Raw genomic sequence first — 25,692 nt, forward strand, 5'->3', positions numbered from 1 at the left:
TTAGTTGCTTGTGGCTGTTCGGCTGGTTTATTTGAATTTTTGTTTTTATCTGCCTGCGTTGTGCGGTTTGGGTTTTCTGTTACTGGCTTTTTTATTGAAATGTTTTGTAACGCTTTGTAATGTCTTTTTTGTGGAGTGAAGTGTAAATTTTGGTCGTGGAGTTTATTTTATAGCGATATAATTTTTGTTTTCTCTTTAATAGTTAATGGAGGGTTTTTAAGGGGTTTTGGTGAGGCGGCCTTAAGGGAATAAAACAATGAAAATATTACCGTTCTAGGTGGTATATGTTGGAAGAGCTATTGTAGTTGGCTAGAATAGCGAATGTTTATACCCTGCAATATATTCTGTATGTGTTTTCAGTAAGCATGCACTTTATATTTATTGTTTGGTGGGGATTATTAATTCTGGAAGTTTTGATCTAGAGGTGGCTGAGTATTCTATGCTGGAGTATAAAGTCTTTAGATTTTTGAGTAAAATTTAAAGAGATTTAAGAAAAGTGCAGCAAATATACATTATTGATAGTTGGTTTGGTATTTAACTCCTGAGGCTAAAATATATGATTAAAGGAGCGATATATGTGGGATGAGTTGGAGAGCGTGTTTTGTATGCTCGATAGGAACTTAGATTTTCGTGATTGCCCCCCTCCCAATGGGAGTTGGTTGGATTATGATCGACATCGTCCAGAAACCAGAGCCTACACCGTTGATATCAATGGGCTCAAAACTAAAGCTGGATTGCTTTCTGTTACTATTGAGGATTATGACGAGAAAAAGAAATATAGGATAGTAACTACTAATAAATCATATAAAACAAAAAAAGTTCACTGGCTACCTTGGAGTGAAGGTGAATTCACAACTCATAAACTGAATGGGAACGAAGATTATTGGTTTATAACAGCAACTTTATCTGGTTGTATAGTTGGGTTTAGTAAAGAAGAGTGTGAAATATTTCATATTAATGGGAGTTATGCCGAGCTCGCCGTTAAGCGCGAAATACAAAAACGCTATCCAAAAGGTTGTGATTTACTTTGTCCATTAAGTGGGCGCAATTTCAAAACCTTAAATGGCTGGGCTGAGGCCCAGGTGCGCCCTAATGAGGTTAATCAGTATGGTAAAGTTACTCACTATGGATCTATAATAAGAAAACAGTCAGATGCTAACAGACGTCCTGGATCAAGGTTAAAAATATTCCGGGATAAATCACCTAAATATAGTGCTGATATGCGGCGTGCAACTGTGATCGGTAAACTTAAAGACGGTGTTATCCACCTCATATACCAGGATATTTCCGAGATGAGCGAAAATAAGATGAGCGAAAATAAGGTGTTATTTCCATGGTATGAAATTGCCAAGCAAAATATTTTCTAGATAAATTTGAAACAATTATGATGCCGGACACCCATAGACTGGAAAGAGATATCAGTTATATGACAAGTGTAAATTCTGGAGTGGCATTACCTCTGATCTAGACGCAAGAGGTGAGAAACACTGGGAATTCTCTTTTCAAGATCCGAAAAAGTTTGCTTTAGAATAAAAATCAGCACGCGATAGGCAGAGGATTTGGAGTAGGGCTAGATTAACAGGGGCCAGCTGAGAGGAAGTGGCGGCAGTCGTTTATTCCGTGTACCCAGCGTTTATTAAGTTGGTTACAGGCTTGTTGCACTGCTTCTACTGAACCCACCAAGCCTTTAAAGCGACTTTCAAAATTGCGGTTTAAATATAGCCAATGCTTGGGCGGGATACCAAGCCGCTCTAGGATGGGAGGCGTCTTCTCGGCAATACAACCCCGTTTTCTGGGATCTAAATGTCGGCCACTCCAGTCCACAAGCTGCAAATAGTGATCCAATTGAAAGGGCAAGCCTTTAGGCATATTCAGGCGCTCACCGCCTACCAGTGGCAGTAGCTCTTTGGGCTGCTCGCCTGTGATTGCTGCACGAATACGCCGTTGAATCGAGGTATGACTGGAATCTTCAGGCGCTTTTGCCATATTGGCCCGGATAGGATTGAGATCAACATAAGCCATGCAGGCGGCAAGCGCTTTTTCATCCAGTAAAGCCTGGGACTTGAAGCGGCCTTCCCAGAAACGGCCTGTACAACAGTCTTCGACATTGGCTTGACGAGCGATAGACTCATTCAAACAGCGCATAAACCAGCTCAGATCCATCAAGCGGTCTCTCCATAGAGCGATGACTTCCTTTAGTTTTCTCATTTCACTTTGATCGAGGCTGTCCCCTTGAAGATAGCGTAGGGATAAGTTGGAAGCTTTGAACAGTTTTTGCCAGCGGAGAATAACTTCGCTATCAGGCCAATTCAGCGCTTTTTCTTTATCGATATAAAGCACGATATGGTAGTGGTTGCTCATTACAGCATAGGCGGCGATATCAAGAGCAAAGATTGAAGCCAGGTCGTGCATTTTGGACTCAATCCACTCGCGGCGATGCTCATAGTTATTGCCAGATTCCTTATCTTTACCACACAGAAACGCTCGCCTAACACAGCGGGAGACGCAGTGATAGTAAGGCGTAGTGTCTAGTGAGACTTGCGCGCTGCGGGGTAGGGGCATCGATTTGAATGCTACGTGTATATTTATACAGTCTTTGTATCCCGCAGTTTCTGCAATGTCAATATCTCTGTGGGTTGAAGCGCCGATTTTGGTGGGTGTCCATCCAGAATAGGCGCAGAATAGGCGGGCGTGTTTAGTTGCTAGGCAGCTTGTAAAGGCTGGGTGCGCTCCAGCCATAAGTTATTGTTGTTGCTATTGGAGGCGCGCGGAATCGGCTTAGTTTCGGCCTGACTTTTCACACAAAGAAACCGGCATTTGCCGGTTTCTTTGTGTTGATCGCTGCGAGCAACGTTAAGGCGTAGTTTCTGCTTCCAGGGTTACGCCACTATAGGATTCATAGCCGTAGACTCTGATATACCAGGTGCCTGAAGCTGGACTGCTAAAAGTGCACTCTTCATCATTGCCCCAAAGGTAGGGGCGACAATCAAATTGGCGAGAAGTTGGGGAGGAACCGTAGCGTACATAGAGGTCGGCATCCCCTGTGCCGCCAGACATCTGAATGTTTAAAGCGGATGCCCCTGCTTCCACATCAATAGTGAAACTTTGCCAGTTTCCAGCGCTGCCGGATAGGTTGCTTTCTACCCACCCGGTACCGGGCTCACTTCCGCCCCCGCCACCATTGGCCATAGCGACAGCCGCTGCGGCATCAACAATACCCGCGCCGCAACCACTACATGATGAGGGAAAACTACGGGCGGAGTCGGTAAGAATAGTTTCGACTTCATCTGGGGTGAGGCTAGGGTCCGCTGAGTAGAGTAGGGCTGCCACTCCAGCTACATGGGGTGCAGCCATGCTGGTGCCCTGGCTGTAAAAGTAGCTATCACTCTCCGGGTCTGTAGCCCCGCTGTTGTGAGTGGATAGGATGCCATTGGGGTCGTCGTAGTAACTCTGGGCACCGCCTGGCGCGGCGACATCCACCACATTACCGTAGTTGGAATAATAGGAGCGACCACCACTGCGACTCGTTGCTGCAATGGTGACAACACCATCGCAGCTTGCGGGTGAATATAACCTTGCATTACTGCTACTATTGCCTGCTGCAACAACCACGGTTGCTCCAAGGTTCCGAGCGGTATCGATGGCATTTTGGTAGGTGGCGCCGCAGCTGCCGTAACCACCTAGGCTCATGTTTATGACTTGGGCCGGATAGGGGTTGGTTGGAAGGCCATCTACTGTGCCTCCTGCGCCCCAGATTATTCCGTCAGCAATATCTGAGCTGTAGCCGCCGCAACGGCCAAGCACCCGAACAGGGACGATTTTAGCTTTGTAAGCGACACCAGCAATGCCCATATTATTGTTGGTGACTCCGGCGATGGTGCCGGCTACATGAGTGCCGTGCCAGCTGCTGTCACTTTCCGAGGGGATATCTGGGTCATCACCACAGGCTTTATCGGTATACCAGTCGCCGGGATCTGTGGCGTCGCTGTCTCGGCCATCGCCATCTACTGAGACAAAAGTGTCCCAAATCATGTCGTAGCCAGGTAACAGGTTGTCTATCAAATCAGGGTGGGGGCGGTAGCCGGTATCGAGTACTGCAATGACTGCTCCCTCACCCTGGGTGATATCCCAGGCTGCTGGCAAGTTTATGCCGCCGGTAGATTCGTAATAGTGCCATTGATTGAGATAGCTGGTGTCATTGGGTGTGGCCATGGCACGCATGATCAGATCTGGCTCTGCGTATGCTACATCCGGGTCCTGTTTTATACGGCTGAGAATTTGATCTAATTCCGCTTTGCTTTTGCGTTCCTCCAGGCGCATTACCTGAGCCCCGCTCGCTGTGCGGCGTAAATGTTGCAATTTATGGCCGACTCTGCGAGAAGCTTTATCTACGGTTTCTTTCGCCATAGTGGCCGCCCGACCGACCTTGGCGTTGTCTTTATATTTTATGATGATGCGATCAGTTGTTATTGAGCTAGCTTCCTCTTCTGCGTGGGATAAAAAAGATGCTGTGCACAAGATCGAAAGTAAGCTGACTAACGTAGTTTTGCGTAATGCATAGTTGAGTATTGGCTTTCTCATGGTTTTTCTCCGAAATTGTATTTATTCAACTGGCAGTCAAAGGCTGATAAGTCAGAAGCTCCCAAGTTGGTCTGTGTTGGCAAAATGATGGGATAGTTGCGGGACTAATAATGACTAAGTGTTTGCCAGCCACTTAGAGAAAGCTAGCACTATATTTTCAATCTGCCACACAATAAAAACGATTTAAAAATAATTGTCCTCATGCTGTTTGTAAGTATAGGGTGGTAAGTTGCGTCAAATTCTTTAAAAACTGATGAAAATCAAGTTGTTATTTTTTTTGTGGGCAGGTTTGTTTTTCAAGGAGTGTCTATGTTTTTTAACTTTGAAATAGTTTTATCTGTAACGGATTGAGTTTTTTGCGACTATTTTTTTTTGAGAAGTCAGATTTTTGGAATTTCAAATTAATAATTATTGAATTTACCATTCTGCAACTCGTTCTTAATATGATTTCAATACTCTCATTGTACTCTTTGTGTGTGTCCGGTATGGGTTGATCGGTGAAGCCAGTAAAGCAATTAACGGGAGGGGTAAACTCTGAACACCCAGTGCGTGGAGATAAATCGGTAAAAGGTTGGAGGTGAAAGCCCTATATCGGGTACGGCCTAGCAAGTAGCTGAGGTCCCGAGTTATGGGCGTTATTCGGTAATGGCTAGGATTAAGTGTTGACGGGGGAGGGCAGCAGGGGTTGTGAGTACCCACATCGATCTCCGGGGCCTGTTGGCCGGATGCGTGTACAGGTGTCCTTTGAGTGGAACTCGGGAGACCCTGCGGATGATTCGTGCCCATCCTGCACGGTTTGGGTCTGGTGAAACCAGCTAGGCAAAGAGTGGGCATTTACGCCTTCAGGAAGTCAGATAGATCCATAGAGGCGTTGAACCCGGTGAACAAAGTGCTAACTAAGAAAGTGCCGCATGGCGGGGTCGGTGGAGCGAAGGGGGCTAATCATAGGAAATGGCGTTCTATGCCGGACCTGACTGCGACTTAGAGCATAGCCGTAGGATCTTCGGGGTTGGAGTATCTACACGCACGCACAAAAGCATAGCGTAAAGAGCGGTTTAATGTCCTATTCCATCATTTCATCTTGCGGTTGTTAGCAGAAGTATTGGTCACAAGAAAATATGCAGTGAAGTGGCCCCTTGATCGGTGTACCAATTCAGGTGCTAATTCCCTGTTTCTGTTTGATGCGCAAATAAATCTCTTTACAGTGAACGGATAGAGATTTGGGGGTATTTATTCCTGACTTTACTTGCTTTTATATCACGCTATCGTTTCCCTTTAAGAGAATAGGTCTTTTAGAAAATTCTTGGTTCTCTTGGTCTTTTCGTTCTTTAATCTGTTCAGGTTTGCTCAATTGCGGCCAAAATATCGATAAATATCTACCAATTTCACGCAGCTTTGATATGAAAACAAACCTAATAAAATCCAATATGCTTGTTTTCGTGTCTTTATTTATATGTGTTTCCGCTTAGAAAAGACTCGGCCGTGTATTGGAAGATTGCAGTTCAGATTTGAATGCAGGTTCTGATGTTTTTTCAGAAAAGTTTTGTTTCAGATTGCCAAGAACAAAGAAATCTTGGTTGTGCCAGCAAAGCTTAAGCTGCTGTGGTGGCAGGAAAGACTGTTCCCTTCACTGCTTTATCGCCTTTCCTTTAAGCAGATGAAAAAAATACTTCAGCCTTTGGGACTAAAATAATTGTATCTTTGGAAAGGCGGAGTAAATTGGGACATGGTAATTTCCTGTGACCACTGTGGTGAAGTTTGGGAGCTTACTGCTAAGGCCCTGTCGAACATTCAAAAAATTACGGGGGATTTTCCTGAGGGGCGTATTACTGCAAGTTTAGTAAAAGCGCTGAGAAGGGAACTTAAGTTGCCCATGCTCTACAGCAAAAATTTTGCTAATCATTTGACTATGAGAGAGGGATGCTGTTTTTGCTGCCAGGAGCCCTTGGGGATAGCGGAAACTTTTATAAAACACTGTCGGGGCTGTGGGGCCCTTAATTTGGATCGCAGGTTCGCTTAGTGGAGAGCGGCTCATTTACAAGCACCCGGCATGCCGAATTATCGGCATGCCGGGGTGGGGTACAGGAATAATTGAAACTATGACTTCTTCACCAACAATAACCCAGTTTCAGTATGGTCTGTATAGGGGAACTGGTCGAACAGAGCGAAGCGCTCAATACGATGGGTTTTAGTCAGTGACTCCAGGTTTTCCAGCTGGGTCTCTGGGTTGCAGGAGATATACAGGATTCTCGGGAAGCGGGCGACCATCGTACAGGTGTCTTCATCTAGCCCTGCTCGGGGAGGGTCGACTAAGACTGTGGAGAAGTCGTAACTATCCAGGTCTATATCCGCAAGTCGGCGGAACGGACGCACTTTGTCGATAGCCTGGGTGAACTCTTCACTGGATAGGCGCACAATATCCAGATTGGTGATCTGATTGTTGGCAATATTCTCCTGGGCCGAATTTACTGACACTTTGGAGATTTCAGTGGCCAGGACCTTGCGGAACTTCTCGCTGAGCGGGATGGTGAAGTTGCCATTGCCGCAGTAGAGTTCCAGCAGGTCGCTATCGCTATCACCACAGGCACTCCTCGCCCACTGGATCATGGAGCGGCAGATCTCTCCGTTGGGCTGGGTAAAGCTGCCCTCTACCTGCTTGTACTGGTAGGTCTTCCCGTCGATATCCAGCTTTTCGGTAACGAAATCTCGCTCTAAAACCACTTTCTGCTTGCGCGAGCGGCCTAGAATCGGGAATCCCAGCTGTGTTTGCAGGGCTTTGGCCTCCTGCTCCCAGGCTTCATCCAGCTTCTTGTGGTAGATCAGTGTAATCAACGCATCGCCACTTAGCGTGGTGAGAAACTCGGCGGAGAACAGGCGCTTGCGCAGGACTTCGCTATTATTGACAGCAGCCAGCACCTTCGGCATCAGCTGGTTCATCAGCTCGGAGCCGACGGTAAACTCATCGATGATAAAGGGCTTTTTGTACTCACCCTGGCGGTACATGGCGTAATTGGCTACACCTCCCTCATGCCACACCTTGAACTCGGCGCGCAGTCGGTAGTGGATGGGCGGAGAGGGAAAGAGCTCCGGCTCCAAGTCAGTGAACTTGCTATAAGCCTCTCGCAGGCGCTCGGCCTTGTTTTGAAGCTGTTGTGGGTAGTCGTCAGTGTTAACGCGGTACAGTGCCATATTACAATGCGGTGTCAGTACAAAAAGCGGGCGCGAATTATATAGGAAAGTGTATGGCAATAGGTGAGATAAAAATTCCGGTTCATGGGCAGGGGCTTCACGAGTTTACCGGCAGTGTAGCTGACTGGGTCAGCGAGCAGGCCCCCGATGAGGGCTTGTGTACACTTTTTATACAGCACACCTCCGCGAGTCTATTGATCCAGGAGAATGCCGACCCCAGTGCCCGCCGCGATCTGGAGAGCTGGCTCAACCGGCTGGTACCGGAAAATGACCCCCTTTACACCCACACTCTGGAGGGGCCGGACGATATGCCAGCCCATATCAAATCCAGCCTCACCGCGACCAGCTTGTCCATCCCGGTGCAAAAAGGGCGCCTAATGCTGGGTACTTGGCAGGGGGTCTATCTGTGGGAGCACCGCTATCACCACGGTAGCCGGCACGTTATCCTACATATCTGAAGTATAGCGGGGTATTGGCCGCCTATAGCCGCTGCAATGGGATCGTTACATCTGCCTCTGGCAGCGCTGGTAGATCAATGGCCTGGCGATTCCTTCCGGCAACCTGGGTTTGTCTTGCTTTACGGTTTGGGCGCGTTTTATGCCTGTGTGGGATGCAAAGCGTCAGTGGAGCGGTGAGCTTGCGGGTGTTTAAGATTATGCCTCGCAAGGTTAGGTGCTGGATAGTTAAGTCTTGCTCTTTTTGTATCAGAGTTCAGCAGCAGATTTCCCCTATTCTTGGGAGAAGATAGCTAAATTATTGGTTCATGAAGGCCCTCCAAAAAGAGGGGCTGATTTAAGTATCAATGTCGTATAAATGGCGTATCTTTCTCAAGGTAGATAGAAGTTTGGTGCGAAAATATTCCCTTGGGAGTGCAGAGGAGTAGGTACAAAGTTCTGAGTGGCAGCTCAGCTGAAAAGGCAGCTCCTTGGGTATAGTTTGGCCCTCGTTATCAAGCATTAATTTTGGGGCTGCCAGCCAAATCCTTCCTTCTTTCCCTATTAGACCCTGGTCACACTAGCCTCGAACCCCTAACAGCCCCGCAAAGGTTTGTGAGCGCTAGCTTATGGATTTTTGGTCATCCTGACCGTTATTTATGTAACCGCGAAGGAGTATAGAAAAATAACTTTCAAATCAAAGAGTTGCAGGTTGATATAAAAAGCAGGATAGTAGTCAAAGTGATCATTTTTGTATTTTGTACGATCGAGCCAGGTGGGCTTAACTTTATGATTTTAAAGTAATATTTTGGCTTTGGCGGAAAAATTGATTCTGAGATAGTAATCAGGATAATAGTAGTCATGATGACCACTATATAAATGTTATTGTGGCGGTCGGCTTCATTGATTTTTCGTAGTAACTGAAGCTTTAGTGCCACTAAATTGCAGCCGGTATTGAGCCCTTTTTACTGGTTGCTATGCAAGCAGTTTCGTTCCTAGGGTATTTGCTCAAGTGTGGTAGAGGTGGGCAGCCCGCTGCAATTTCGTGGAGTGCCAGTAAAATAGGAATTGGTTGGGGAAAGTGCGGTATTCTTTCCTCGTAAATATTGGGCAGCGGCCAGCCAAACTATGGCTGGCAAAGTGCTGGTAGTCGGTCCCGAGCGCGCCAACCATAACCAGGCTAGGCAAGCTCGCCCAACCCCTTCGGGGCTGGGCTGGACAGCCTACGCGTTGCTTCGGCTGCCCTTGCTAGCGGCGTTAGCATTCGAATCAGGATCGGACTTTAGATGAGAAAAGAAATACCAGCACCTATTATTGCTGTGTTGTCAGAGCACTTGCCGGATCTAGAGACTCATGCCAGCTTGGATAACTTGTTTCTTCACGCCGATGCTCCAGGAGAACCTCCTGAAGGTTCGAAATCTGTCAAAACGCAATCTTGGTTGCGGAGAATTAATAAAGAGTCTGGCGATCCGCTGGCTGTACTTGGGAAGCTAATTGAAAGCCATATGGAAATTCCTGACCCTCAGGAACCAGTAGTTTTGTTTGGCTCACCTCTACCTAGTCTTGATCCGAAGAACGCATTCAAAGATAAGCTCGAGTCTATTTTATCGCGGTGTAATCTAACTTATATCTCAGGCGGCTATATTTCAGATGGACGATCTGCACCTAGCAGATCATTGGCCCAACTTATTGAAGGAAGAGATATTCCTGCTATTGATGCAGAATTTACTCGCGCATTAGCAAATGTAAATTCCGAGCCCAGAGAGGCAGTTTCCGCCGCTTGCAATATTCTAGAGTCAATATTTAAAACCTACATTTCGGATGAAGGCCTGCCCGCACCAAATAAGCAAGATTTACAAAATGTATGGAAGGTGGTGCGTGGTGACCTAGGATTTGATCCAAACCTCGTACAAGATGATGACTTAAAGAAAATTTTATCTGGCATCCTGTCTGTTGTGGATGGAATCGGGGCGTTCCGAACACATGCGAGTTCCGCGCATGGTCAGGGAAGAAAACTATATAACGTAAAGCCGCGTCATGCTCGCTTGGCAGTTCATTCAGCTCACACAATTGCGCTATTTGTGCTAGAAACATGGGATGAGAGGCGCGGAGCGTACAATGCTAACAATGCGCTGCAGGCCGACGTCTAACTTTGCGCACTTTATGCGCGGTCGCTTCGCTCCCATTTTCGCGCATAAAGCGCACAAAGTTAGCCCCGGCTGAGCGCGGCGTTAAGCCCTCAGAGAAAAAGTATGGATGCCAAAGAGTTTGTAAAACGCTGGAAGATCGAGAAAGAAGATCTCCTGAAACTTTATACCTCCGGCAGTGAAGAAACTGAGGTGGCTTCCATAATCAAGAATATGGAGCTAAATCCAAACCAGCAGAAGCTGATGGTATCAGTCCTAGATGGTGTTCTTACTGATACCTTCTATTCCTTGCTATTGGGGCTTGATGGCTCTGGAAGCATAGGCGGTACTCAACATAGATTTAAGGTATATGACGAGTCTGGAAATTTAGTATCAGATTGTGGTGATCTTGAATCTGAAGCGTGGGAACAGTTTCATGGTGAATAGCGAGCTTCGTGCCAGGCTTAACAAGGCGCTCAACTACACTCCGGCCGCAAGCGGCCGGAGTCGGACAGCCAAAAGCGTGCTTCGCACTCGCTGCCGGTTAGCTTAGCGTTATTGTGGCGGTCGGTTTTATTGATTTTCCGTGGTAACTGAAGGTTTAGTGCTACTAAATAGCATCCGGTGTTGAGCAATTTTTCTGATTGCTATTCAAGCAGTTTCGCTCCTAGAGTGTTCGCTCGGGTGTTGTAAAAAGAGGCAGTCCGGTGCAATTTCGTAGAGTGCCAGTAAGATAGGAATTGGTTAGGGAAAGTGCGGTATTCTTTCCTCGTAAATATTGGGCAGCGGCCAGCCAAACTATGGCTGGCAAAGTGCTGGTAGTCGGTCCCGAGCGCGCCAACCATAACCAGGCTAGGCAAGCTCGCCCAACCCCTTCGGGGCTGGGCTGGACAGCCTACGCGTTGCTTCGGCTGCCCTTGCTAGCGGCGTTATACGAAAATTTAAATATGGATGTATCTAAGTATTACGACAAGGCTAAGGAAGTTGGAGAGCTTGCAAAAACTCAGGCCCCATCCATTCTAACTGCTCTTGATTACAGCCCTGACGATGATCACCCATCATCGTGGGTGCCAAAAGTGCAGAAGTCTCTGCTTGATTTTTACAAGGAGTTTCCGGGGTCTGAAGTAGCCAACAAAGCCTTAAACCTATATATACAAGGTGCAATACTGGAAGATCGGGCCGAACGTAACATGGCCGTAAAAGTAGGGTTTGGGTGTTTAATCCTAGGTGTAGTCATCGGATGGTTTGTATGGGCTTAGCAGCGTATAACAAGGTTGAGCACAATCGCCCTTCGGGCTGGACCTCCGTAAGCGTCACACCTTTTGCAAAAACACGCAAAAGCTGTGCTACATACTCCGGCCTGTGTCAACGGCGTTATATTTCCCTATGAATATCGAAGCACGTATTGAAAATGTAAAAATTGGTACTTACGAAACATTTCTGACCCTGAGTGGCTGTAGCATCCAGGATGTTTCACAATTAAGTGTAAGTAACCCTGAGGAAAGGCCTTTTATTGTTGGCGATCTTATTTCACTGCCAGTGTCGATTTGTTTCGTTAATGAGATAAGCCAGCAGTCAGAATTTGCTTCCCATTATATTCGTCAACTACCAAGTAAAAATGGCACTGAGATATGTGGGGTAGTAGAATCTATCGATTCTGAGGGAGATATTGTATGTGCTATCAGTGAGGTTGGTAGCATACACGTAGAATTAGAAATTTCACTTGAAGTGGTGGTTGGTGCGGTGGTTTCTTTTAGTGGTGAGCTGCGTGCAAAAATATAACAATTCAATCAACTTCGCGCCTACGGCGCCGGACAGCTTACTCTACGCTTCGCTTCGTTCCAGCTGCCGGTTATTGAGGCGTTAAACGATAATTATGGAAGCAATCTTAGATTTCTTATCCCCCATTTACTTCATTGCTTTGACAGGCTCTTACGCTTTATTACAGAACCTTCAGGCATTGGGAATAACTAGTATATGGAGTGGCCCATATATTGATTTGCCGGGCACAATAAACATTATTTCAGGAGGTTATTTTTTATTTCTATTGCTCCTATGCCTAGTTAATGTAATTTCCTCCGTAGCACTATCTAGTAGGTTTGCACTTGCGCTCTTTGCGGCCTGGCTATCTCCATGCATATTGCATAGCTTTGGGGTGTATACGGTTGAACCAGTAGTTCCAGAGAGGTTTACCATTGGATCAGGTGGTCCAGATCAAATGGGCTTGCCTGAAGGGGCTCTAATAAACTCTATTACTGTAGTCGTGCTTAGCTGGTCGATAGCAACAATTACTCTTCATGCATTCCGAGCAGGCAAGAGTTTTAAAAGCTTCTTTGACCATATTTGGTACCTTTTTGGTGTGTCAGCAATTGTTTTTTATGTAAGCGATCAAAGCACAGTCGGCCCATCTAATGAGCTTTCACAAGCAAAAAGTAATCTTTATACATCACTTTCAAGACTGGATAACGAGTTAAGACGCCTAAACAACGGATGTGCCGGTAATCTGAAAAAAGAATACCAGGATCTATGTTTGTGGTCAGAAGAATCTAAAAATTACATTGATCGCTATAGAAACATGAACGATGTAGAGGTCACTCTTACCTCGGCTCCAAATATTGATGAGATATTATCATTATCCAGAAACCAGAATATCAGTGCTGTTAACTTGAAGGCTGAAATCGAGCGATACAATACTAATAATTGTAAAACATCAGCCTATTGCAGTTCATTAAGTGTTGATCTGAACAGGCATCCCGGCTTACTTAAAGGCGATGTGAATCCTTATACAAAGTATGCACTTTCTATAGAGGCTATAATGCCGACTATCACAAGAGAGTGGAGTAAATTTAAAGAGATTAAGAATAAAATTAATGGAAAATCTACTAAAGAAAATAAGCGATGGGTTATTCTTGTTTTTGTATTTTCAATACTAATCGGCATCAAGGTTTCAAATTCAAGCAGAGAGTTGTTTGGGGGTAGAGAGGAATCTATTTATAGAAAAACCTTATTCACCACTATAAAAAATATCAAAACGAACTCATCTAAGTTGATAGATTTAGCCGGTAAAGCGTTTAACAAAGCATTACAGCGGACAAGCCGCTGAATGCGGCGTTATTGTGGCGGTCGATTTTTAGATGTTCTGTAGCTGCTGCAAGCATCAATCTCTATCTGAGCACTTTTTTCTGAGATTTTTCCTGAAATTTGGTACCGCAGTTTCGCTCCAGTGCCATCGTTTTAAGTCAGCAAGCCCTGCAAGCCAGCTACGCCATCATGGAGTGCCAATCAGATAGTTAACCGGTTGGGAAAGTATGGTATTTTTCCCTTTAAATTTATCGGGCAGTGGCCAGCCAAAGTTGGCTGGTAGAGAGCAAGTAGGTGGTTCAGTGCGCGTCAGCCATAACCAGGCTAGTCAAGCTCGCCCAACCCCTCCGGGGCTGGGCTGGACAGCCTACGCGTTGCTTCGGCTGCCCTTGCTAGCGGCGTTATACAAACCAAATGAGGCCTTCCTAGATTGATGTTGAAATTAAGTGATAGCCTTGAAAGGCTAATTGATAATGAAGCGCCTCCTATAGTAATCGCTCTATTGGCTAGCCATGAGATGATTGAAAAGGATGATCTGAGTATCTACGACGTGATGTCTGATGATGTGCAGTCAGAGATAAGGTCTTTAGCTAAGGCTTACGAAGAGAAAGGGGAAGTCGTTCTTGTTGGTGGAGGTGGGCCTTTCGATCACACTGAGCTGGCTAAAAATATCGTATCTTTCTTTCAAAGTAAGAATGTACAGTTTTAGCGCATGGTATAACAAGGCAATGGTGCGTCGCCCCAGTAAGCTGGGGCTGGACCTCCGTTTCGCTGCTTCGCAGCTACACTACGGCCGCACATCGCGGCGTTAGAAATCAAAGGTAGTCATGGAGAGTATTGAAGAATTAAAGTTGGGCGTAAGGCCAGAGGCGGCAGTTTCTGGAGCTGTTTTACTGCAATCGGAATACAGTTCTTATCTTACTTTCAATGCACAGAAGGATACCGATAAGCCAAGTCCATACGGTGGCTTCTACACAGCCGATGCTGGTACCGCCATAGTGGAATTTCAAGGTTGTCTAATCAGTAAGTTTGGTTACCCTAATGATGAGGCAGCTATGGGTATCCCAAAGTATAAAGACTTTGGTTACGATATTTGCGTAGTGAAAAATTCGGAATGGGTAAAAGAATTAGAAAATCTCAATAACTATTCGTTTCCAAATACAAGCTATGCTGATTTTAGGCACTTTATCATATTCTTCCATGACAGTACTTTTGAGTGTATCGCTAAAGATTTAGTGTTGAAGCTATCTGATCAGCCGTACAGCGAAATAATAGGTGAGTTGAGTGCAAAGGTTTCGGCGGAGTAAATTTCTAACAAGCGGCTGCTGTCGGACTGGCAAAAGCTCCGGCTTCGCCTCCACTTTTACCAGCCGCAGAGCCGGGCGCTGTGTTTTATACACATATTTGAATCCTATTCAAAGTCTCATACAGAGAAATAGCCTAATTTCCCGACTGGAATGAATGAAATTTAACCGTCTATAAGACCAAAAGCGCTTGAGTTTTACGCTAAATCTAGCGCTTTCCCTGGAGTAGAGCGCATATTGATTAAACAATCACCAGTATCCCTCTCTACTTAGGTATCTGATCTTGCCTGTAGTAGATAGAGTTGAAGCTCTCAATACTCTTGTAGAGCTTATCAGAGTAGTAATTTTCACTGGTTCACTTGTGTATAAAACTTAGGCCGGGCGTTATGTTACTAAGGAGAATCAATGAAAAGTGCCGTCAAAGAGTTTGAAAAGCGTGAGTCAGATGTAGAGCGCAAAGTTGTATTGTTTGGTGTTGCTTTATTGTTAATTTTATTTGCAATAGGGCTGGGTGTGCTAGTTAATCTATTTTTATTAACTCCATCTACAGGTCTTGCGGTCAAGCTGCTAAGTTCTATTGCGGTTCCCGCCTGTGTATCCGCCTATGTTTTACATTATTGCTATAGGAATTATTTTGTAGGTTTAAAGTAACCTAGCAAACAAAATCAAAATTGCCCACAAGTGGGCTTGGACATAAATAGCTTGGCTGGCGCTTCGCGCAGTATAGTCAATCTATTTATGCTATTTATTTTAAACGTTATGGCCCTAAAGAATAAATATCTATGAGTGACGATAAAGGATATCAATGCTTTCTATGTGGTGAGCACATCGATAATCAAGGAGGTCTAGATCCATGTGCAGTCGATCTTATCGCTAACATTGATCAACCCACGGACAAGCTAGATCTCCAGCGTTTCTTCTGTCACATTAAGTGCTTCAAAAAAATCAACAAACACGCCCGCATATACAAGCCAAGGTTCGAGGATGCTTCTAGCTAAAAGCCATAACAAAGCCAAGCACGCTCGCCAGCAAAGCTGGCTGGACCTACATTCCGCAGCTTCGCTGCTCTATTTCGGCCCGTGTTGGCGGCGTTAGGCATCAAGGGAGATATCTGTGTCATTTTGTGTTACAGAGTATTATTTGGTAAATGCGCGACCTGCATTATTAGATATCGCAGATGACGCTTACCTACGTGAAGAGCTTTCAAGAGTCACTATTTATAGATCTGGATATAATACTCATAACGAAGAATCTCACAGAAAAAACAATTTGGTAGCAATAAAGTATGCCCATCAAGTTGAAATAAAGAATGAGTGGGGTGGTGCTGCATTTATTTCGAAAATCTACCAAGCATCGCTGATTTCGGAAAACGTATTTGATAGGTACTGGTCCATTAAAATTACGGACAATGACATTGAAGATATAGAAGATTATCACGGGGCTATATTACCAAAGGCAGAGTTTGAGCTTCCAGAAGACGAAAACATGGCAAAATGGGTTCTTCAAAATTTAACTAAAGGCCGTAAAAATGCCTAACAAAGCAAGCCAAAATCGTAGCACTTCGTGCTACTGGACTCGCGCAAGCGCTCGCCTTTGCTTGCGGCGTTGCACAAACCCGCTGCGCGGGAGTGGTGCCACTTTTAAATTATAAGAGGAGTTTTAGAGAATGCATAACCGGGTATTGCAAAATATATTTTCTGCGTACAGTGGTTATTTATCTAAAACTGCGCAACCACTAAAAAATTTGAAAGCTATCTCATCGATTCAGGAGTGCCGTACAAAAGCGATGGGAAGCAGTTATTATCGCTGTAAGCACAACCATGTAACTGAACAGTATCATTCTTGCAGACACAGAAGCTGTCCTCTCTGTTCAGGTCGAAAACAGCTGCAGTGGGTTGATCAGCAGCGTCGTAAATTATTTGATACGGAGCATTTTCATGTGGTCTTTACTATTCCTCATGAGTATCTGCAATTATGGCAATACAACGAAGAAAGGCTTACAGATATACTCTTTTTATCAAGTAAAGAAACGCTATTTGAATTGATGGCGAGTAAGGACTATCACGGCGTAACCCCCGGGGTGCTTATGGCTCTGCATACTTGGGGGAGGCAGTTAACTTTACATCCACATATACACTGCCTGATAACCGCTGGCGGTTTGACTTTAAGAGAAAGTTGGAAAGAAACAGGTAAATATTTATTACCTGTGAGAGTGGTTAAGAGTCTTTATAGAGGGAAGTTCCAAGCGCTTTTATTAGAGCAGTATCGTGCCGGGTTACTCAAGTTCCCTCCCAGTTGGTCAACTGGCCAATTTGATATTCTCTTTAAAGCTTGCTATCGCAAAGAATGGTCGGTTCGTATTCAGGAACGATATGAGCATGGTCGAGGTGTTCTGCTGTATTTTTCACGCTATATCAAAGGTGGCCCGCTGAAGCCAAAGCAGATATTAAATGTGGATCATAAGGGGGTGGAGTTTCGTTATTTTGATCACCGCGACCAGCGACGTAAGCAACTTCGGTTAAAGCCTCAGGAGCTCTTAAGACGTGTTTTGCAGCATATACCCCCGATAGGTAAGCATATGGTACGGGGTTATGGATTATATGCTGGATGCAATAAGAAAAAGCATGACCTATGTAGCAATCTCGTGGGTTTAATGAAAGATCAACCACTCCCGGCTGGATTGCAAATCCAAGATCTGGTGGTAGAGTGTGGTCAGTGCCACGAGCCCACAAAACTGAGTGGCAGGATGTGGTCTAAGGCGAAAAAAGGAATTTCCTTTATAAAGGGGGCGGCTCGGCAAGATAGTGCCGGCGGGAATGTACAACACGGCGATGAACCAGACACTGCAGGAATGGGCCTCTTTAGTTCGGCCTAAACTCAATGCCAAGTCATTTTTTTTGCCGCCTGCAGTGCAGGTTATCTTAGCGTTATACGTCTATGAAGTGAAGGAGTAATTTCATTGAAATTAATGAGCAAAGAAAAATTTAGGCAATGGAAAGAAGAGCGAAATATTCCGGAAGATGTCAGCTTTGGTACGAGCAGAGCTTATTACGGTCTATGTTTTCGCTCGAGGCCAGGTGCATTGTATGTAGATAGAGAATCGATCGTTCATTGGTCTTATAGCCCAAATGATTGCCCAGCGGCAATGTTTGAAAAAGAAATAAGAATCGACATTCCACTCGAGAGCATCAAGTCTGTAAAAGTAGAAAAATTAGGTTTTTGGTGGAAAATAGCCTTTATGGGTGCTAGATGGGTTGTAAAAATTGAAACTGATTCAGACCTGCAAGAAGTAATTTTCTATGAAGATCCCTCAGATCTTGTGAGCCCGATCCAGGCAGCTAGCGCAGGAGCCGTATAACAAGTTTAGGCACCCGACGCCTGCGGCGCTGGTGCTAAAAGCGTTAAATTTCTAGGAGTTGCAATGAGATATTTAGTATTTTTCCTATTTGTTATGGTTTTGGCTGGTTGCAAGTCCAATCCTATTATTCCTGCGCCTATTGCGGCTCCGAATCAACAAATTACTCATAAGCCGTTAATTAAAGTCAATCCATACTACCCTAAGGACCTTCTCAGCCGTGGTGTGGAAGGGTGGGTTCTAATGGAAGTAACAGTCTCTGATCAAGGAAAGGTGATTTCATCAAAAGTAATAGATGCGAGTCCCGAATCTGGATTCAATCAAGCTGCACTAAGTGCCGTAAATAAATGGGTATACAAGCCTGGCTCTCTGACCCCAGATAATAAAACCAAAGCTCTAATTGAGTTTTGGATCTCCAGGTAGTCCGAAATTTAACAAAGCCAGGCAGGATGCTCCGGGCCTTTGGGCCCTCTGCGAGACAGCTTACCTTGTGCACTTTTTGCGCAGGTCACTGCGCTCCCATTTTTGCGCAAAACGCGCACAAGGTAAGCTGCCCCTGCTGGCGGCGTTAGTGCGACAAGCGAAGCTTGTTGCATCTTGCTGGGTGAAAGTCCCAGCCTGGTAAGAGTTAGCCACTCACCAGTATCGAGTCTTGCGCGTTGTGCGGAGCTTTAAATTAGGAGTATTTGAGAGGCAGGATGCACGAGCGAACAATCAACGTGAAGCGTAGACAGAGAAATATGTAGGCCACAGGGAGTGCGCGCTCCTGAAGTGCTGGTATCGCTTCGAAATGCAAATTCTAGGTGACGAGGCTTGTAACGCGGTCGAAGTCCATACAAAGCAATCGACTCAGGAGTGAATTTGTTTTCGCTACCTGAATGGCAAGATTGTGGAGACCTAGCGGAGTTCTTAAGCCGTGGCATGCATACAGAGATGTAATGAGAACTTGTGAGACCCAAGGTAACTCCCAAAGGAATGGGTAGGGTAGTGTAGCTGAATAAGCGAGACGAACGATGGTGTCTTGGGAGTCGGACCAGCTCATAGTAGTCGGAGGGCGGGAAAGCCGTCTACAGGGCGAAGGGGCTGGCAGTTATATTGAGCTTGCAGTCGATACATACACCGGACATGTAGGGCTGGATATTGTATGAAAACAAAAGTGGAAGCATTACATTCAGTTGAATCTGAGTTTATGCACTTCAGTCATTGGGTGAAAAGGCGAAGATGGGAGGAGTGAATAGCTTTGATAGGATTTAGCTGCGCGGTAAATAATATAACTGAGGAGCCGGATGCGGTAATTCCGCACGTCCGGATCTGCGTGGGGGCAGTCGGGTAACCGGCTGTCCTACCACTACAGCAACATAAGAAGGAAGTATGGATTTCTTAACAAACAACTTTAAAAGCTTTTGGTGGACCGTGCTTGTATTCTGCATAGGCTTTTACTTGGTTGATCGATATCCAGAGCTGCAAAAAGCTGAAGCACAATGGTTTGACGCATTAGTTCTAACCATATGGGTTGCTTTATGCCTGGCCCCATTTTTCAATGAAATGGAGTTGTTTGGGCTAAAGTTTAAGAAACAGATAGATGAGGTTAAGGAGCATGTCTCTGAAGAAATCGCATCTATAAGAAACGAGATAAAGGTAACCACAGACAACAATCAGACAATGAGTCCGCAGTTCTCTTTTGGTTACCCACCACCACCTGACTCACAATTACATAATATTGAGGAGCAGGTAAAAAGTGCAATTGAATCAGCAATGCAGGGTTTTTCTGCCCCAAACCAAAGTTTATCTCAATTCTTTGTCAATCCAGATACCCCCGACATTGATATCCTTTTCAAAGCGCGATACTCAATTGAGAAAGAATTACGCTCCATATATGGCTTCCTGAGTGAAGAACAAAGAAAGCGGCCTGAGCCAATTCATCGTTTAGTTGGCACCCTAATTAAAAATGAGCTTATAGACCCGAACATCGGTCATGCAATAAGAGAAGTCTACTCTGTTTGTTCTCCGGCGATTCATGGAGAAGAAGTGTCACCAGCTCAAGTAGATTTCGTTAGAAGTACAGCACCGGAGCTAATTTCAGCTCTTCAGCAAATATCGGAGCGCTATGCTTAACGAATAAGGATAGATCGCGCGTAGCCGCGATCTTATCCAGTTGTTGGACAAGCCCGTAGCGCCCGGCTCGCTCTTTATAAGAAAATATCTTTTTGGGAGTTTGGAATATTTTGGAGTTTCTTATCGTTCAATTTTTGTAACTATTCAGCGGATATTTTGAGTGTTGTCATTTTCTTTTGAAGAAATTCTGGCCACTCGCCTGAAAATAGGCTTTCAAGGGCTTCCCCCACGCCAACACCATGCTTTCTACAAGTGGACAAATAGCTACGGATACGACAAAAAATCTCAGCTCCAGCCATAGACCTAAAGCAACCTGATATTTTTTGCTGCACCTTGGCCATGCGAATATCTCTTTCACCCTGATTATTGGTATAAGGCGCTTCCGGATTTTCCATAAAGCGTAAAACATCTTGTTCGTATTTTTGTAGACGTTCCAAGAGGTTCCGAGATTTGCTTCGAGCTAATCTGCCACGCTTTTTTTGTTGTGATTTGTTAATTTCTGGTGGCGGGCACTCCAGCTCAGCTTTTTTTAATAGGCTTCTATATTGTCTACGCCAATTTCGGCATTCCTCTTCTGTTAGGCGGCCATCTGATTGCTTGACTGCTGTGTTGATTTGCTGCAACAGTAGCGCCATTTTTCTGGCCCATTCCTGTCCATCCTGCTCAAAAGCCCTGGTTAGTTCACGCTGATGGTGAGCATTACAAAGAGCGTGCAGACACATTGTATAACGGTAGTAAGGCTTCCAATGATCATGAACTAAAACGCCTTTATAGTGAGGCAGTATGTCCATTTCTTCTACAGCTTCATTGCCGCGTTTTGCATGTGGAGCAATCAATGTCCAGGAGGCACTGGAAGCGTTGTGCAACCACAGACGGCTGCCATTTACATTGATACTGGTTTCATCAACATGCAAGGTTTTTTCCTGGCGCAGCACAGCTTTAGCTGTTTGCTCAAACAACGCCAAGCGCTCAAAGGCTTCCAGATTGAAGTTATAAACACTGCCAGCACTGATGGGGGTATCAAACAGTTCAGAAAAGTGTGTCTCCACTCGCTCGTAGGGGATCAGCTGAAATATCGACATGTAAACCGCATTAGCTTTGACGCTGGCGCCATACTGCGTTGAACGCGTGACCTTTTGGGGAAAGTCTGCCACAAATCTTCGGCCGCTTTCATCAATTAAAACCTGCGCCCGATATTCTGTAACGCTTCGTGATATTCGAATATCAAATACCTGACGAGATTCATAACCGCCATCTGTGTAGGTGCCTTTCGGCAAAGTCCGGCGATCAAGCTTGATGAAGCAGACTTTATCAGGATCTTCCACAGGTTCGAGATTTTTACCTGGATGTCCAGGTTGGCCACCACGAGGTTTATTGCTTTTTGTCTGTGGCCTTTTCTCTCGATTGGGATCGCTAGCGGGCGGTTTGTTACTATTGAGGCTATTTAAACCCAAACGATCCGAGAGCATCTTGACAACAATCAGCAGCATTTTTACAGACGCTTTTAGTGCGGGGGAAGCGCTGGCATCATTCGCTAGCAATTCCTCAGCTTCTTTTACAGCCTGATTAATGTCAACTGAATTTGTCATGGGCAACAGCATACCTTAGTAATATGGCAGTATTATCGCACAATTCATCTTTGCTGTATGACCTGTAGCTGTTTTTTTCTTGCCGGGCTAGGCGGGAGATTTCCTGAGGCGTGCTGGTTTATGGCAGACTTGCTCAGCTTGTTTGGCGGTGGCTGGCGGGGGAGTTGTGCTAATTTTCCCGAAAAGCTCGCTGAATAGTTACCAATTTTTTAAAGACGATCGCCAGCCTTGGCTTCTCTGGTGCCAATGGATGTAGTGTTTTCTACTGAACTCTTATTCCCTCCTTGTTGGTAAGTGGTAATATTTTACTAAGAGATTGCTCATCAGCCCGAGAGCCAGCCCGGGCTAAAGACTTGTACAAACTGCATGGGGGCACTGCACTTAGGGCAACGCATTGACGGTCGACTTCTTGGTTTGAGCGTTTCAAGAACAACTTTGAGGGTCAGCTGTACAAGCTGCAATAATCGTTTGGCATTACTATGCAGAAAGCCGTAATCACGTACTCGCCGAAAGCCCTTCGGGAGTACATGCTGTAGTAGCTGCCATAAAAAATCAGCGCCTGGCAGTGTCCGGATTTTACTTTCCCCGCTTTTACTTTCAATATAACGGAAGGTTACCTTTCCGTTTTGGTCATTCAGTATTTGCTTCTCACTAATCACTCTACGGTAGAGGTATTTGGATAGATACTTAAGTGCGGATTGCCCGCTACCAACAGACTGACACTGTACAATCCACTTTTCTGGTGAGTGGGGGACCTGCAATCCCGCTGCTTGCAAGGCTTCAAGCATTCGGGCACGAAAGACTTTAGCGAGGGCGATACCATTGAACCAATATTTGCCTTTGGACTTTCTCCATTGACGTTTAACCCGATTTACTGCTCCCCCGGAAACGATAATATGGCAATGCGGGTGATAGTCCAGCCGCCGGGTGTGAGTATGAAGAACACTTGTTAATCCGATTTCTCCATTGAGCTTTTTGTCATTGAGAGAAAAGCTCTTTAACGTTTGTGCAGAGGTGGTCATTAATTGTGAATAAACAACTTTTTGATGGTGCAAGGCTAATGCCCGCAGCTCTGCTGGCAGGGTAAAAGTCACCATAAAGTATTCTACCGGTAGTAGCTTGCGGCTCTGTCGATCTAACCACTGACTGGCCTCATGGTTCTGACATTGGGGGCAATTGCGATGTCCGCAGGAGCGTGGATTCAGTAGAGAGTAAGAGCAGGCCCCGCACTGCCACAGTACTTCACCAGCCATATTGGTACGGCAGTGACGAATAGCCGCTATGGCTCGGCGCTGCTCCGGTAGTAGACGGGCACCATACTTTTGCAGTAGAGCACTTTCATAATGTTCGATCACGGAGGCAAGGCGCATTACAGCCTCCTCAGGTTAACAGATAGGCTGTTGATCAAAGTATTAATAGTGGCAGCAGTATCTTGCTCAATAGACTCAGTAAGGTGAACGTAACGAGCAGTGGTTGTAGGGCTGGCATGTCCCAGTAGGACCTGAATCTGGCGTAGGTTTAGGCCGCGCTCAAGTAAGTGGGTTGCAAAGCTGTGGCGCAGGGAATGCACGGATATTTTTTTAATTCCACACTCTTGCAAGAGCGTCCTTACAGCCAGCTTAGTACTGCTTCTGCTCATTGTTGTCTTGGCCCGATGTACCAGTGACATATTGCTGGAAACGCAAGGAAACAGCAAACGGGGGTGTCGGTGACGATACCATAGCGAGCGTAGAGCACAGTAGGTCAGATCTGGAAGTGGGACGCGGCGATCCTTATGGCCTTTACCTCGGCGGATATGTACTTGCTTGCGCCCTGCATCAATATCCCCAACTTCAAGAGCCAGTGTTTCATTTAATCGCAAGCCCATGGAATAAGTTGTGAGAATAAAAACACGATAGCGCAGTTTACGTGCCGCCCCGATAAGTTGCGTAATCTCCTGTGGCGTGAGAATATCGGGTAACGACTGAATTTTGGATGCTTTGACGATATCCAGCCACTGCCACTTGCGCTTGAGGATATGCTTCCAGAAGAACTGTAGGCCATTGCGATCAACCTTAACGGTGCTCCAAGAGTGGGAGTCCACTAGCTCAGAAAAATATTGTTCGAGTTTATCGGTTGAGATTTTATCGGGGCAGGCATTAAAATGCCCAGACAAGCGTCGCACAGCTCGCGCGTAAGCGTTAATAGTTCTCTCGCTGAGCCCTTGCAGTTTTAGGGTGCGTAGATGGCGCTGATAAAGGCTGTTGAAACGGCGCTGCTCTTTAGGTGTCATGATAAGCTCCTTTAATCTTCAGTCCGAATTGGACTGAAAAGAGCTTAGCTTGTGAGGCGTTTATTATGCCGCGAAGCGGCTTCGTTCAACTAGACGATGCGCCAGACCTATACTGCGGGCTCTTTTAATAGGTCTTCGCTTTGTTCATTATTGCACTTTAAAAAATTTCACAGCATAGGCTGGTGATCTAGATTTCATGCCTAATTCAAAGATTTACTGCTAAAGGAGGTTTTCTTGCCTATTTCAGATATTGTATTTCTCGATGGTAATGAACCCGAAGAGGTTCTTTACTGTGAAGATCAGGCTGAGTGTGGTATATGGTTTAGAGCAAAGAACATCGACTCCGTTCCTCTGTCTAAGTTGGGTGAGATATTGGGAGTTGGTACATGCAAAGAGCTTTCTTCAGGCTTCCAGCCAGCAGTGCCACCAGAAGGAGAAGCTTTTCTACTAAACTTTCCGGTCGCACTAAAAAACAAAATAGCATCCTGTTCAGCTCAGGAAATAGAAAGTGCTTCGAATGAATGGGTCAAAATTGATGAGTTCCGTGGGGGAATGTCAACTGAAATGGCAAGAAAATATATATCTTCGCTCAAAGAATTTCTCCAGAATTCTGATGAGGATGTTTTTTTATTCTTATCTATCTAATGTATAATAAGTTACTGTATGTCAACACATACTACTATACTAATTTTTTTATGGTGCTGTGTTCCATTTTGCACAAAAATGCTTTCCGCAGTATGTGCAGGTGGGCAAGGCGTTAAGCTCTCAGAGAAAATTATGGATGCTAAAGAGTTTGTAAAACATTGGAAGACCGGGAAGGAAGATTTTCTCAAACTTTATACGTCTGGCAGTGAGGAAACTGAGGTGGCTTCCCTAATCAAGGAGATGGAACTGAGTCCAAAACAAAAAGATCTGATGAAGTTAGTCCTAGATGGTGTTCTTACCGACATCTATTATTCCCTGCTGTTGGGACTTGATGGTGCAGGAAGTATAGGAGATATTCAGCATATATTTAAGATATACGATGAGTCTGGAAATTTGGTGTCAGACTGTGATGGTCTTGAAGCTGAAGCGTGGGGATAGTTTCATGGGGAGTAGCGGAGCTCATTGCAGGCTTAATAAGAAGCTCAACTACACTTCGACCGCAAGCGACCTCCGTCGGACAGAGAAAAGCGTGCTTTGCACTGGTTGCCGGTTAGCTCAGCGTTAAGGCTAAAAAATGAAAAAGATCATAATATTATTTTTTCTGGTTTTACTTTCCTCTTGCGGTCAGGAGTCTCTTGTTCATCTCGAAGGTGAGAGCCATGAAACAATTATTCTTGCAATCTCTCCTCAGAGCACAATCTTTATTCAGGGTGTCGGTGGGCCCATGAGTTCCCAGCAGGCTCAAGTTGTCATATCCAATCTTTTAGCCTCAGAAACAAATTATAGCTTTGTCTTTCAACCATTTTCTGGTCAGAATGACCATACAACTGAAGAGCTAATTAATTTTTTGAAAAGTAATGGTGTTAAGTCTCGGCATATAGCCGTGGCTAAAACTGGCTCTTAACACGCGGCTGTAGTCACCATGCGTCCCATGGCTTGGGCGGATTTTTCGCAGCTTCACTGCTGCAAATCCATCCCAGGCAGACGCTAAATTTCATACA

General features: G+C 45.3%; 24 protein-coding genes. 18 read left to right on the forward strand and 6 right to left on the reverse strand.

Going from position 1 to position 25,692, the window contains the following annotated elements:
- Positions 1 to 575 precede the first annotated feature (575 nt).
- A complete protein-coding gene (locus tag ACJJIK_RS02125; protein WP_444944046.1) occupies positions 576 to 1,367 on the forward strand; it encodes a hypothetical protein in 792 nt (263 codons plus the stop codon).
- A 208-nt stretch (positions 1,368 to 1,575) separates the two neighbouring features.
- Here the strand turns inward: ACJJIK_RS02125 and ACJJIK_RS02130 are convergent, their stop codons facing one another.
- The 3 genes from ACJJIK_RS02130 to trmA form a co-directional block, all read right to left on the reverse strand.
- Positions 1,576 to 2,562, reverse strand: coding sequence for a transposase (locus ACJJIK_RS02130; protein ID WP_444944047.1), 987 nt, complete (start codon positions 2,560 to 2,562; stop codon positions 1,576 to 1,578).
- A gap of 291 nt (positions 2,563 to 2,853) precedes the next feature.
- Positions 2,854 to 4,581 (reverse strand): S8 family peptidase, encoded by a 1,728-nt coding sequence (locus ACJJIK_RS02135; protein ID WP_444944048.1) that lies wholly within the window; start codon positions 4,579 to 4,581, stop codon positions 2,854 to 2,856.
- A 2,097-nt stretch (positions 4,582 to 6,678) separates the two neighbouring features.
- The gene (gene trmA / locus ACJJIK_RS02140; protein ID WP_444944049.1) at positions 6,679 to 7,770 is read right to left on the reverse strand and encodes a tRNA (uridine(54)-C5)-methyltransferase TrmA; all 1,092 of its coding nucleotides are present in this window, start codon (positions 7,768 to 7,770) and stop codon (positions 6,679 to 6,681) included.
- A 53-nt stretch (positions 7,771 to 7,823) separates the two neighbouring features.
- On the opposite strand from trmA, the gene ACJJIK_RS02145 reads away from it, so the two are divergent.
- The 14 genes from ACJJIK_RS02145 to ACJJIK_RS02210 all read left to right on the forward strand — a co-directional run bounded on the left by ACJJIK_RS02145 (position 7,824) and on the right by ACJJIK_RS02210 (position 20,185).
- Positions 7,824 to 8,228, forward strand: coding sequence for a secondary thiamine-phosphate synthase enzyme YjbQ (locus tag ACJJIK_RS02145; protein WP_444944050.1), 405 nt, complete (start codon positions 7,824 to 7,826; stop codon positions 8,226 to 8,228).
- 1,262 nt (positions 8,229 to 9,490) lie between these two features.
- Positions 9,491 to 10,354: an abortive infection family protein gene (locus ACJJIK_RS02150; protein WP_444944051.1), complete on the forward strand. Its 864-nt coding sequence runs from the start codon at positions 9,491 to 9,493 to the stop codon at positions 10,352 to 10,354.
- A 102-nt stretch (positions 10,355 to 10,456) separates the two neighbouring features.
- A complete protein-coding gene (locus ACJJIK_RS02155) occupies positions 10,457 to 10,777 on the forward strand; it encodes a hypothetical protein (protein ID WP_444909960.1) in 321 nt (106 codons plus the stop codon).
- A 293-nt stretch (positions 10,778 to 11,070) separates the two neighbouring features.
- Complete coding sequence (locus ACJJIK_RS02160; protein ID WP_444944052.1) at positions 11,071 to 11,589, forward strand: hypothetical protein; 519 nt, start codon at positions 11,071 to 11,073, stop codon at positions 11,587 to 11,589.
- A 127-nt stretch (positions 11,590 to 11,716) separates the two neighbouring features.
- Positions 11,717 to 12,112: a hypothetical protein gene (locus tag ACJJIK_RS02165; RefSeq protein ID WP_444944053.1), complete on the forward strand. Its 396-nt coding sequence runs from the start codon at positions 11,717 to 11,719 to the stop codon at positions 12,110 to 12,112.
- Between the two features lie 94 nt (positions 12,113 to 12,206).
- Positions 12,207 to 13,433 carry a hypothetical protein gene (locus ACJJIK_RS02170; protein WP_282933772.1) on the forward strand — a complete coding sequence of 409 codons (1,227 nt, stop codon included), beginning with the start codon at positions 12,207 to 12,209 and terminating at the stop codon, positions 13,431 to 13,433.
- A 414-nt stretch (positions 13,434 to 13,847) separates the two neighbouring features.
- A complete protein-coding gene (locus tag ACJJIK_RS02175; protein WP_444944054.1) occupies positions 13,848 to 14,120 on the forward strand; it encodes a hypothetical protein in 273 nt (90 codons plus the stop codon).
- 118 nt (positions 14,121 to 14,238) lie between these two features.
- Positions 14,239 to 14,718 (forward strand): hypothetical protein, encoded by a 480-nt coding sequence (locus tag ACJJIK_RS02180; protein ID WP_444942768.1) that lies wholly within the window; start codon positions 14,239 to 14,241, stop codon positions 14,716 to 14,718.
- 402 nt (positions 14,719 to 15,120) lie between these two features.
- Entirely contained in the window at positions 15,121 to 15,366 is a 246-nt protein-coding gene (locus ACJJIK_RS02185; protein ID WP_444896931.1) for a hypothetical protein, read from the forward strand.
- Positions 15,367 to 15,828: 462 nt separating this feature from the next.
- The gene (locus tag ACJJIK_RS02190; RefSeq protein WP_444944055.1) at positions 15,829 to 16,251 is read left to right on the forward strand and encodes a hypothetical protein; all 423 of its coding nucleotides are present in this window, start codon (positions 15,829 to 15,831) and stop codon (positions 16,249 to 16,251) included.
- 130 nt (positions 16,252 to 16,381) lie between these two features.
- The gene (locus tag ACJJIK_RS02195; protein ID WP_444944056.1) at positions 16,382 to 17,590 is read left to right on the forward strand and encodes an IS91 family transposase; all 1,209 of its coding nucleotides are present in this window, start codon (positions 16,382 to 16,384) and stop codon (positions 17,588 to 17,590) included.
- Between the two features lie 84 nt (positions 17,591 to 17,674).
- On the forward strand, positions 17,675 to 18,073 hold the full coding sequence (locus ACJJIK_RS02200) for a hypothetical protein (protein WP_444944057.1): 399 nt from the start codon (positions 17,675 to 17,677) through the stop codon (positions 18,071 to 18,073).
- Positions 18,074 to 18,136: 63 nt separating this feature from the next.
- Complete coding sequence (locus tag ACJJIK_RS02205) at positions 18,137 to 18,493, forward strand: energy transducer TonB (RefSeq protein ID WP_444896929.1); 357 nt, start codon at positions 18,137 to 18,139, stop codon at positions 18,491 to 18,493.
- Between the two features lie 948 nt (positions 18,494 to 19,441).
- Positions 19,442 to 20,185 (forward strand): hypothetical protein, encoded by a 744-nt coding sequence (locus ACJJIK_RS02210; RefSeq protein ID WP_444944058.1) that lies wholly within the window; start codon positions 19,442 to 19,444, stop codon positions 20,183 to 20,185.
- 140 nt (positions 20,186 to 20,325) lie between these two features.
- Here the strand turns inward: ACJJIK_RS02210 and tnpC are convergent, their stop codons facing one another.
- The 3 genes from tnpC to ACJJIK_RS02225 all read right to left on the reverse strand — a co-directional run bounded on the left by tnpC (position 20,326) and on the right by ACJJIK_RS02225 (position 24,046).
- The gene (tnpC, locus tag ACJJIK_RS02215; protein ID WP_444944059.1) at positions 20,326 to 21,786 is read right to left on the reverse strand and encodes an IS66 family transposase; all 1,461 of its coding nucleotides are present in this window, start codon (positions 21,784 to 21,786) and stop codon (positions 20,326 to 20,328) included.
- 311 nt (positions 21,787 to 22,097) lie between these two features.
- The gene (locus ACJJIK_RS02220) at positions 22,098 to 23,144 is read right to left on the reverse strand and encodes an IS91 family transposase (RefSeq protein ID WP_444944060.1); all 1,047 of its coding nucleotides are present in this window, start codon (positions 23,142 to 23,144) and stop codon (positions 22,098 to 22,100) included.
- A complete protein-coding gene (locus ACJJIK_RS02225; protein ID WP_444944061.1) occupies positions 23,144 to 24,046 on the reverse strand; it encodes a site-specific integrase in 903 nt (300 codons plus the stop codon). Before ACJJIK_RS02225 ends, ACJJIK_RS02220 begins: the two co-directional genes overlap by 1 nt.
- A 234-nt stretch (positions 24,047 to 24,280) precedes the next feature.
- Here ACJJIK_RS02225 and ACJJIK_RS02230 point away from each other — a divergent pair, with 234 nt between their 5' ends.
- The 3 genes from ACJJIK_RS02230 to ACJJIK_RS02240 all read left to right on the forward strand — a co-directional run bounded on the left by ACJJIK_RS02230 (position 24,281) and on the right by ACJJIK_RS02240 (position 25,595).
- Positions 24,281 to 24,691, forward strand: a complete 411-nt coding sequence (locus ACJJIK_RS02230) for a hypothetical protein (RefSeq protein ID WP_444944062.1) — start codon at positions 24,281 to 24,283, stop codon at positions 24,689 to 24,691.
- Between the two features lie 132 nt (positions 24,692 to 24,823).
- The gene (locus ACJJIK_RS02235; RefSeq protein WP_444944063.1) at positions 24,824 to 25,129 is read left to right on the forward strand and encodes a hypothetical protein; all 306 of its coding nucleotides are present in this window, start codon (positions 24,824 to 24,826) and stop codon (positions 25,127 to 25,129) included.
- Positions 25,130 to 25,265: 136 nt separating this feature from the next.
- Entirely contained in the window at positions 25,266 to 25,595 is a 330-nt protein-coding gene (locus ACJJIK_RS02240) for a hypothetical protein (protein ID WP_444944064.1), read from the forward strand.
- Positions 25,596 to 25,692: the final 97 nt, after the last annotated feature.

Source organism: Microbulbifer regidiadema (SeqCode), assembly GCF_052466995.1.

What these genes read in the sequence shown, in the direction of transcription:
- ACJJIK_RS02240 (WP_444944064.1), top strand. Translation starts at nt 25,266, where the DNA reads ATGAAAAAGATCATAATATTATTTTTTCTGGTTTTACTTTCCTCTTGC.
- ACJJIK_RS02205 (WP_444896929.1), top strand. Translation starts at nt 18,137, where the DNA reads ATGAGATATTTAGTATTTTTCCTATTTGTTATGGTTTTGGCTGGTTGC.
- ACJJIK_RS02165 (WP_444944053.1), top strand. Translation starts at nt 11,717, where the DNA reads ATGAATATCGAAGCACGTATTGAAAATGTAAAAATTGGTACTTACGAA.
- ACJJIK_RS02180 (WP_444942768.1), top strand. Translation starts at nt 14,239, where the DNA reads ATGGAGAGTATTGAAGAATTAAAGTTGGGCGTAAGGCCAGAGGCGGCA.
- ACJJIK_RS02235 (WP_444944063.1), top strand. Translation starts at nt 24,824, where the DNA reads ATGGATGCTAAAGAGTTTGTAAAACATTGGAAGACCGGGAAGGAAGAT.
- ACJJIK_RS02195 (WP_444944056.1), top strand. Translation starts at nt 16,382, where the DNA reads ATGCATAACCGGGTATTGCAAAATATATTTTCTGCGTACAGTGGTTAT.
- ACJJIK_RS02155 (WP_444909960.1), top strand. Translation starts at nt 10,457, where the DNA reads ATGGATGCCAAAGAGTTTGTAAAACGCTGGAAGATCGAGAAAGAAGAT.
- ACJJIK_RS02185 (WP_444896931.1), top strand. Translation starts at nt 15,121, where the DNA reads ATGAAAAGTGCCGTCAAAGAGTTTGAAAAGCGTGAGTCAGATGTAGAG.
- ACJJIK_RS02135 (WP_444944048.1), bottom strand. Translation starts at nt 4,581, where the DNA reads ATGAGAAAGCCAATACTCAACTATGCATTACGCAAAACTACGTTAGTC.
- ACJJIK_RS02145 (WP_444944050.1), top strand. Translation starts at nt 7,824, where the DNA reads ATGGCAATAGGTGAGATAAAAATTCCGGTTCATGGGCAGGGGCTTCAC.
- ACJJIK_RS02125 (WP_444944046.1), top strand. Translation starts at nt 576, where the DNA reads ATGTGGGATGAGTTGGAGAGCGTGTTTTGTATGCTCGATAGGAACTTA.
- ACJJIK_RS02170 (WP_282933772.1), top strand. Translation starts at nt 12,207, where the DNA reads ATGGAAGCAATCTTAGATTTCTTATCCCCCATTTACTTCATTGCTTTG.
- ACJJIK_RS02210 (WP_444944058.1), top strand. Translation starts at nt 19,442, where the DNA reads ATGGATTTCTTAACAAACAACTTTAAAAGCTTTTGGTGGACCGTGCTT.
- tnpC (WP_444944059.1), bottom strand. Translation starts at nt 21,786, where the DNA reads ATGCTGTTGCCCATGACAAATTCAGTTGACATTAATCAGGCTGTAAAA.
- ACJJIK_RS02220 (WP_444944060.1), bottom strand. Translation starts at nt 23,144, where the DNA reads ATGCGCCTTGCCTCCGTGATCGAACATTATGAAAGTGCTCTACTGCAA.
- ACJJIK_RS02150 (WP_444944051.1), top strand. Translation starts at nt 9,491, where the DNA reads ATGAGAAAAGAAATACCAGCACCTATTATTGCTGTGTTGTCAGAGCAC.
- ACJJIK_RS02130 (WP_444944047.1), bottom strand. Translation starts at nt 2,562, where the DNA reads ATGCCCCTACCCCGCAGCGCGCAAGTCTCACTAGACACTACGCCTTAC.
- trmA (WP_444944049.1), bottom strand. Translation starts at nt 7,770, where the DNA reads ATGGCACTGTACCGCGTTAACACTGACGACTACCCACAACAGCTTCAA.
- ACJJIK_RS02225 (WP_444944061.1), bottom strand. Translation starts at nt 24,046, where the DNA reads ATGACACCTAAAGAGCAGCGCCGTTTCAACAGCCTTTATCAGCGCCAT.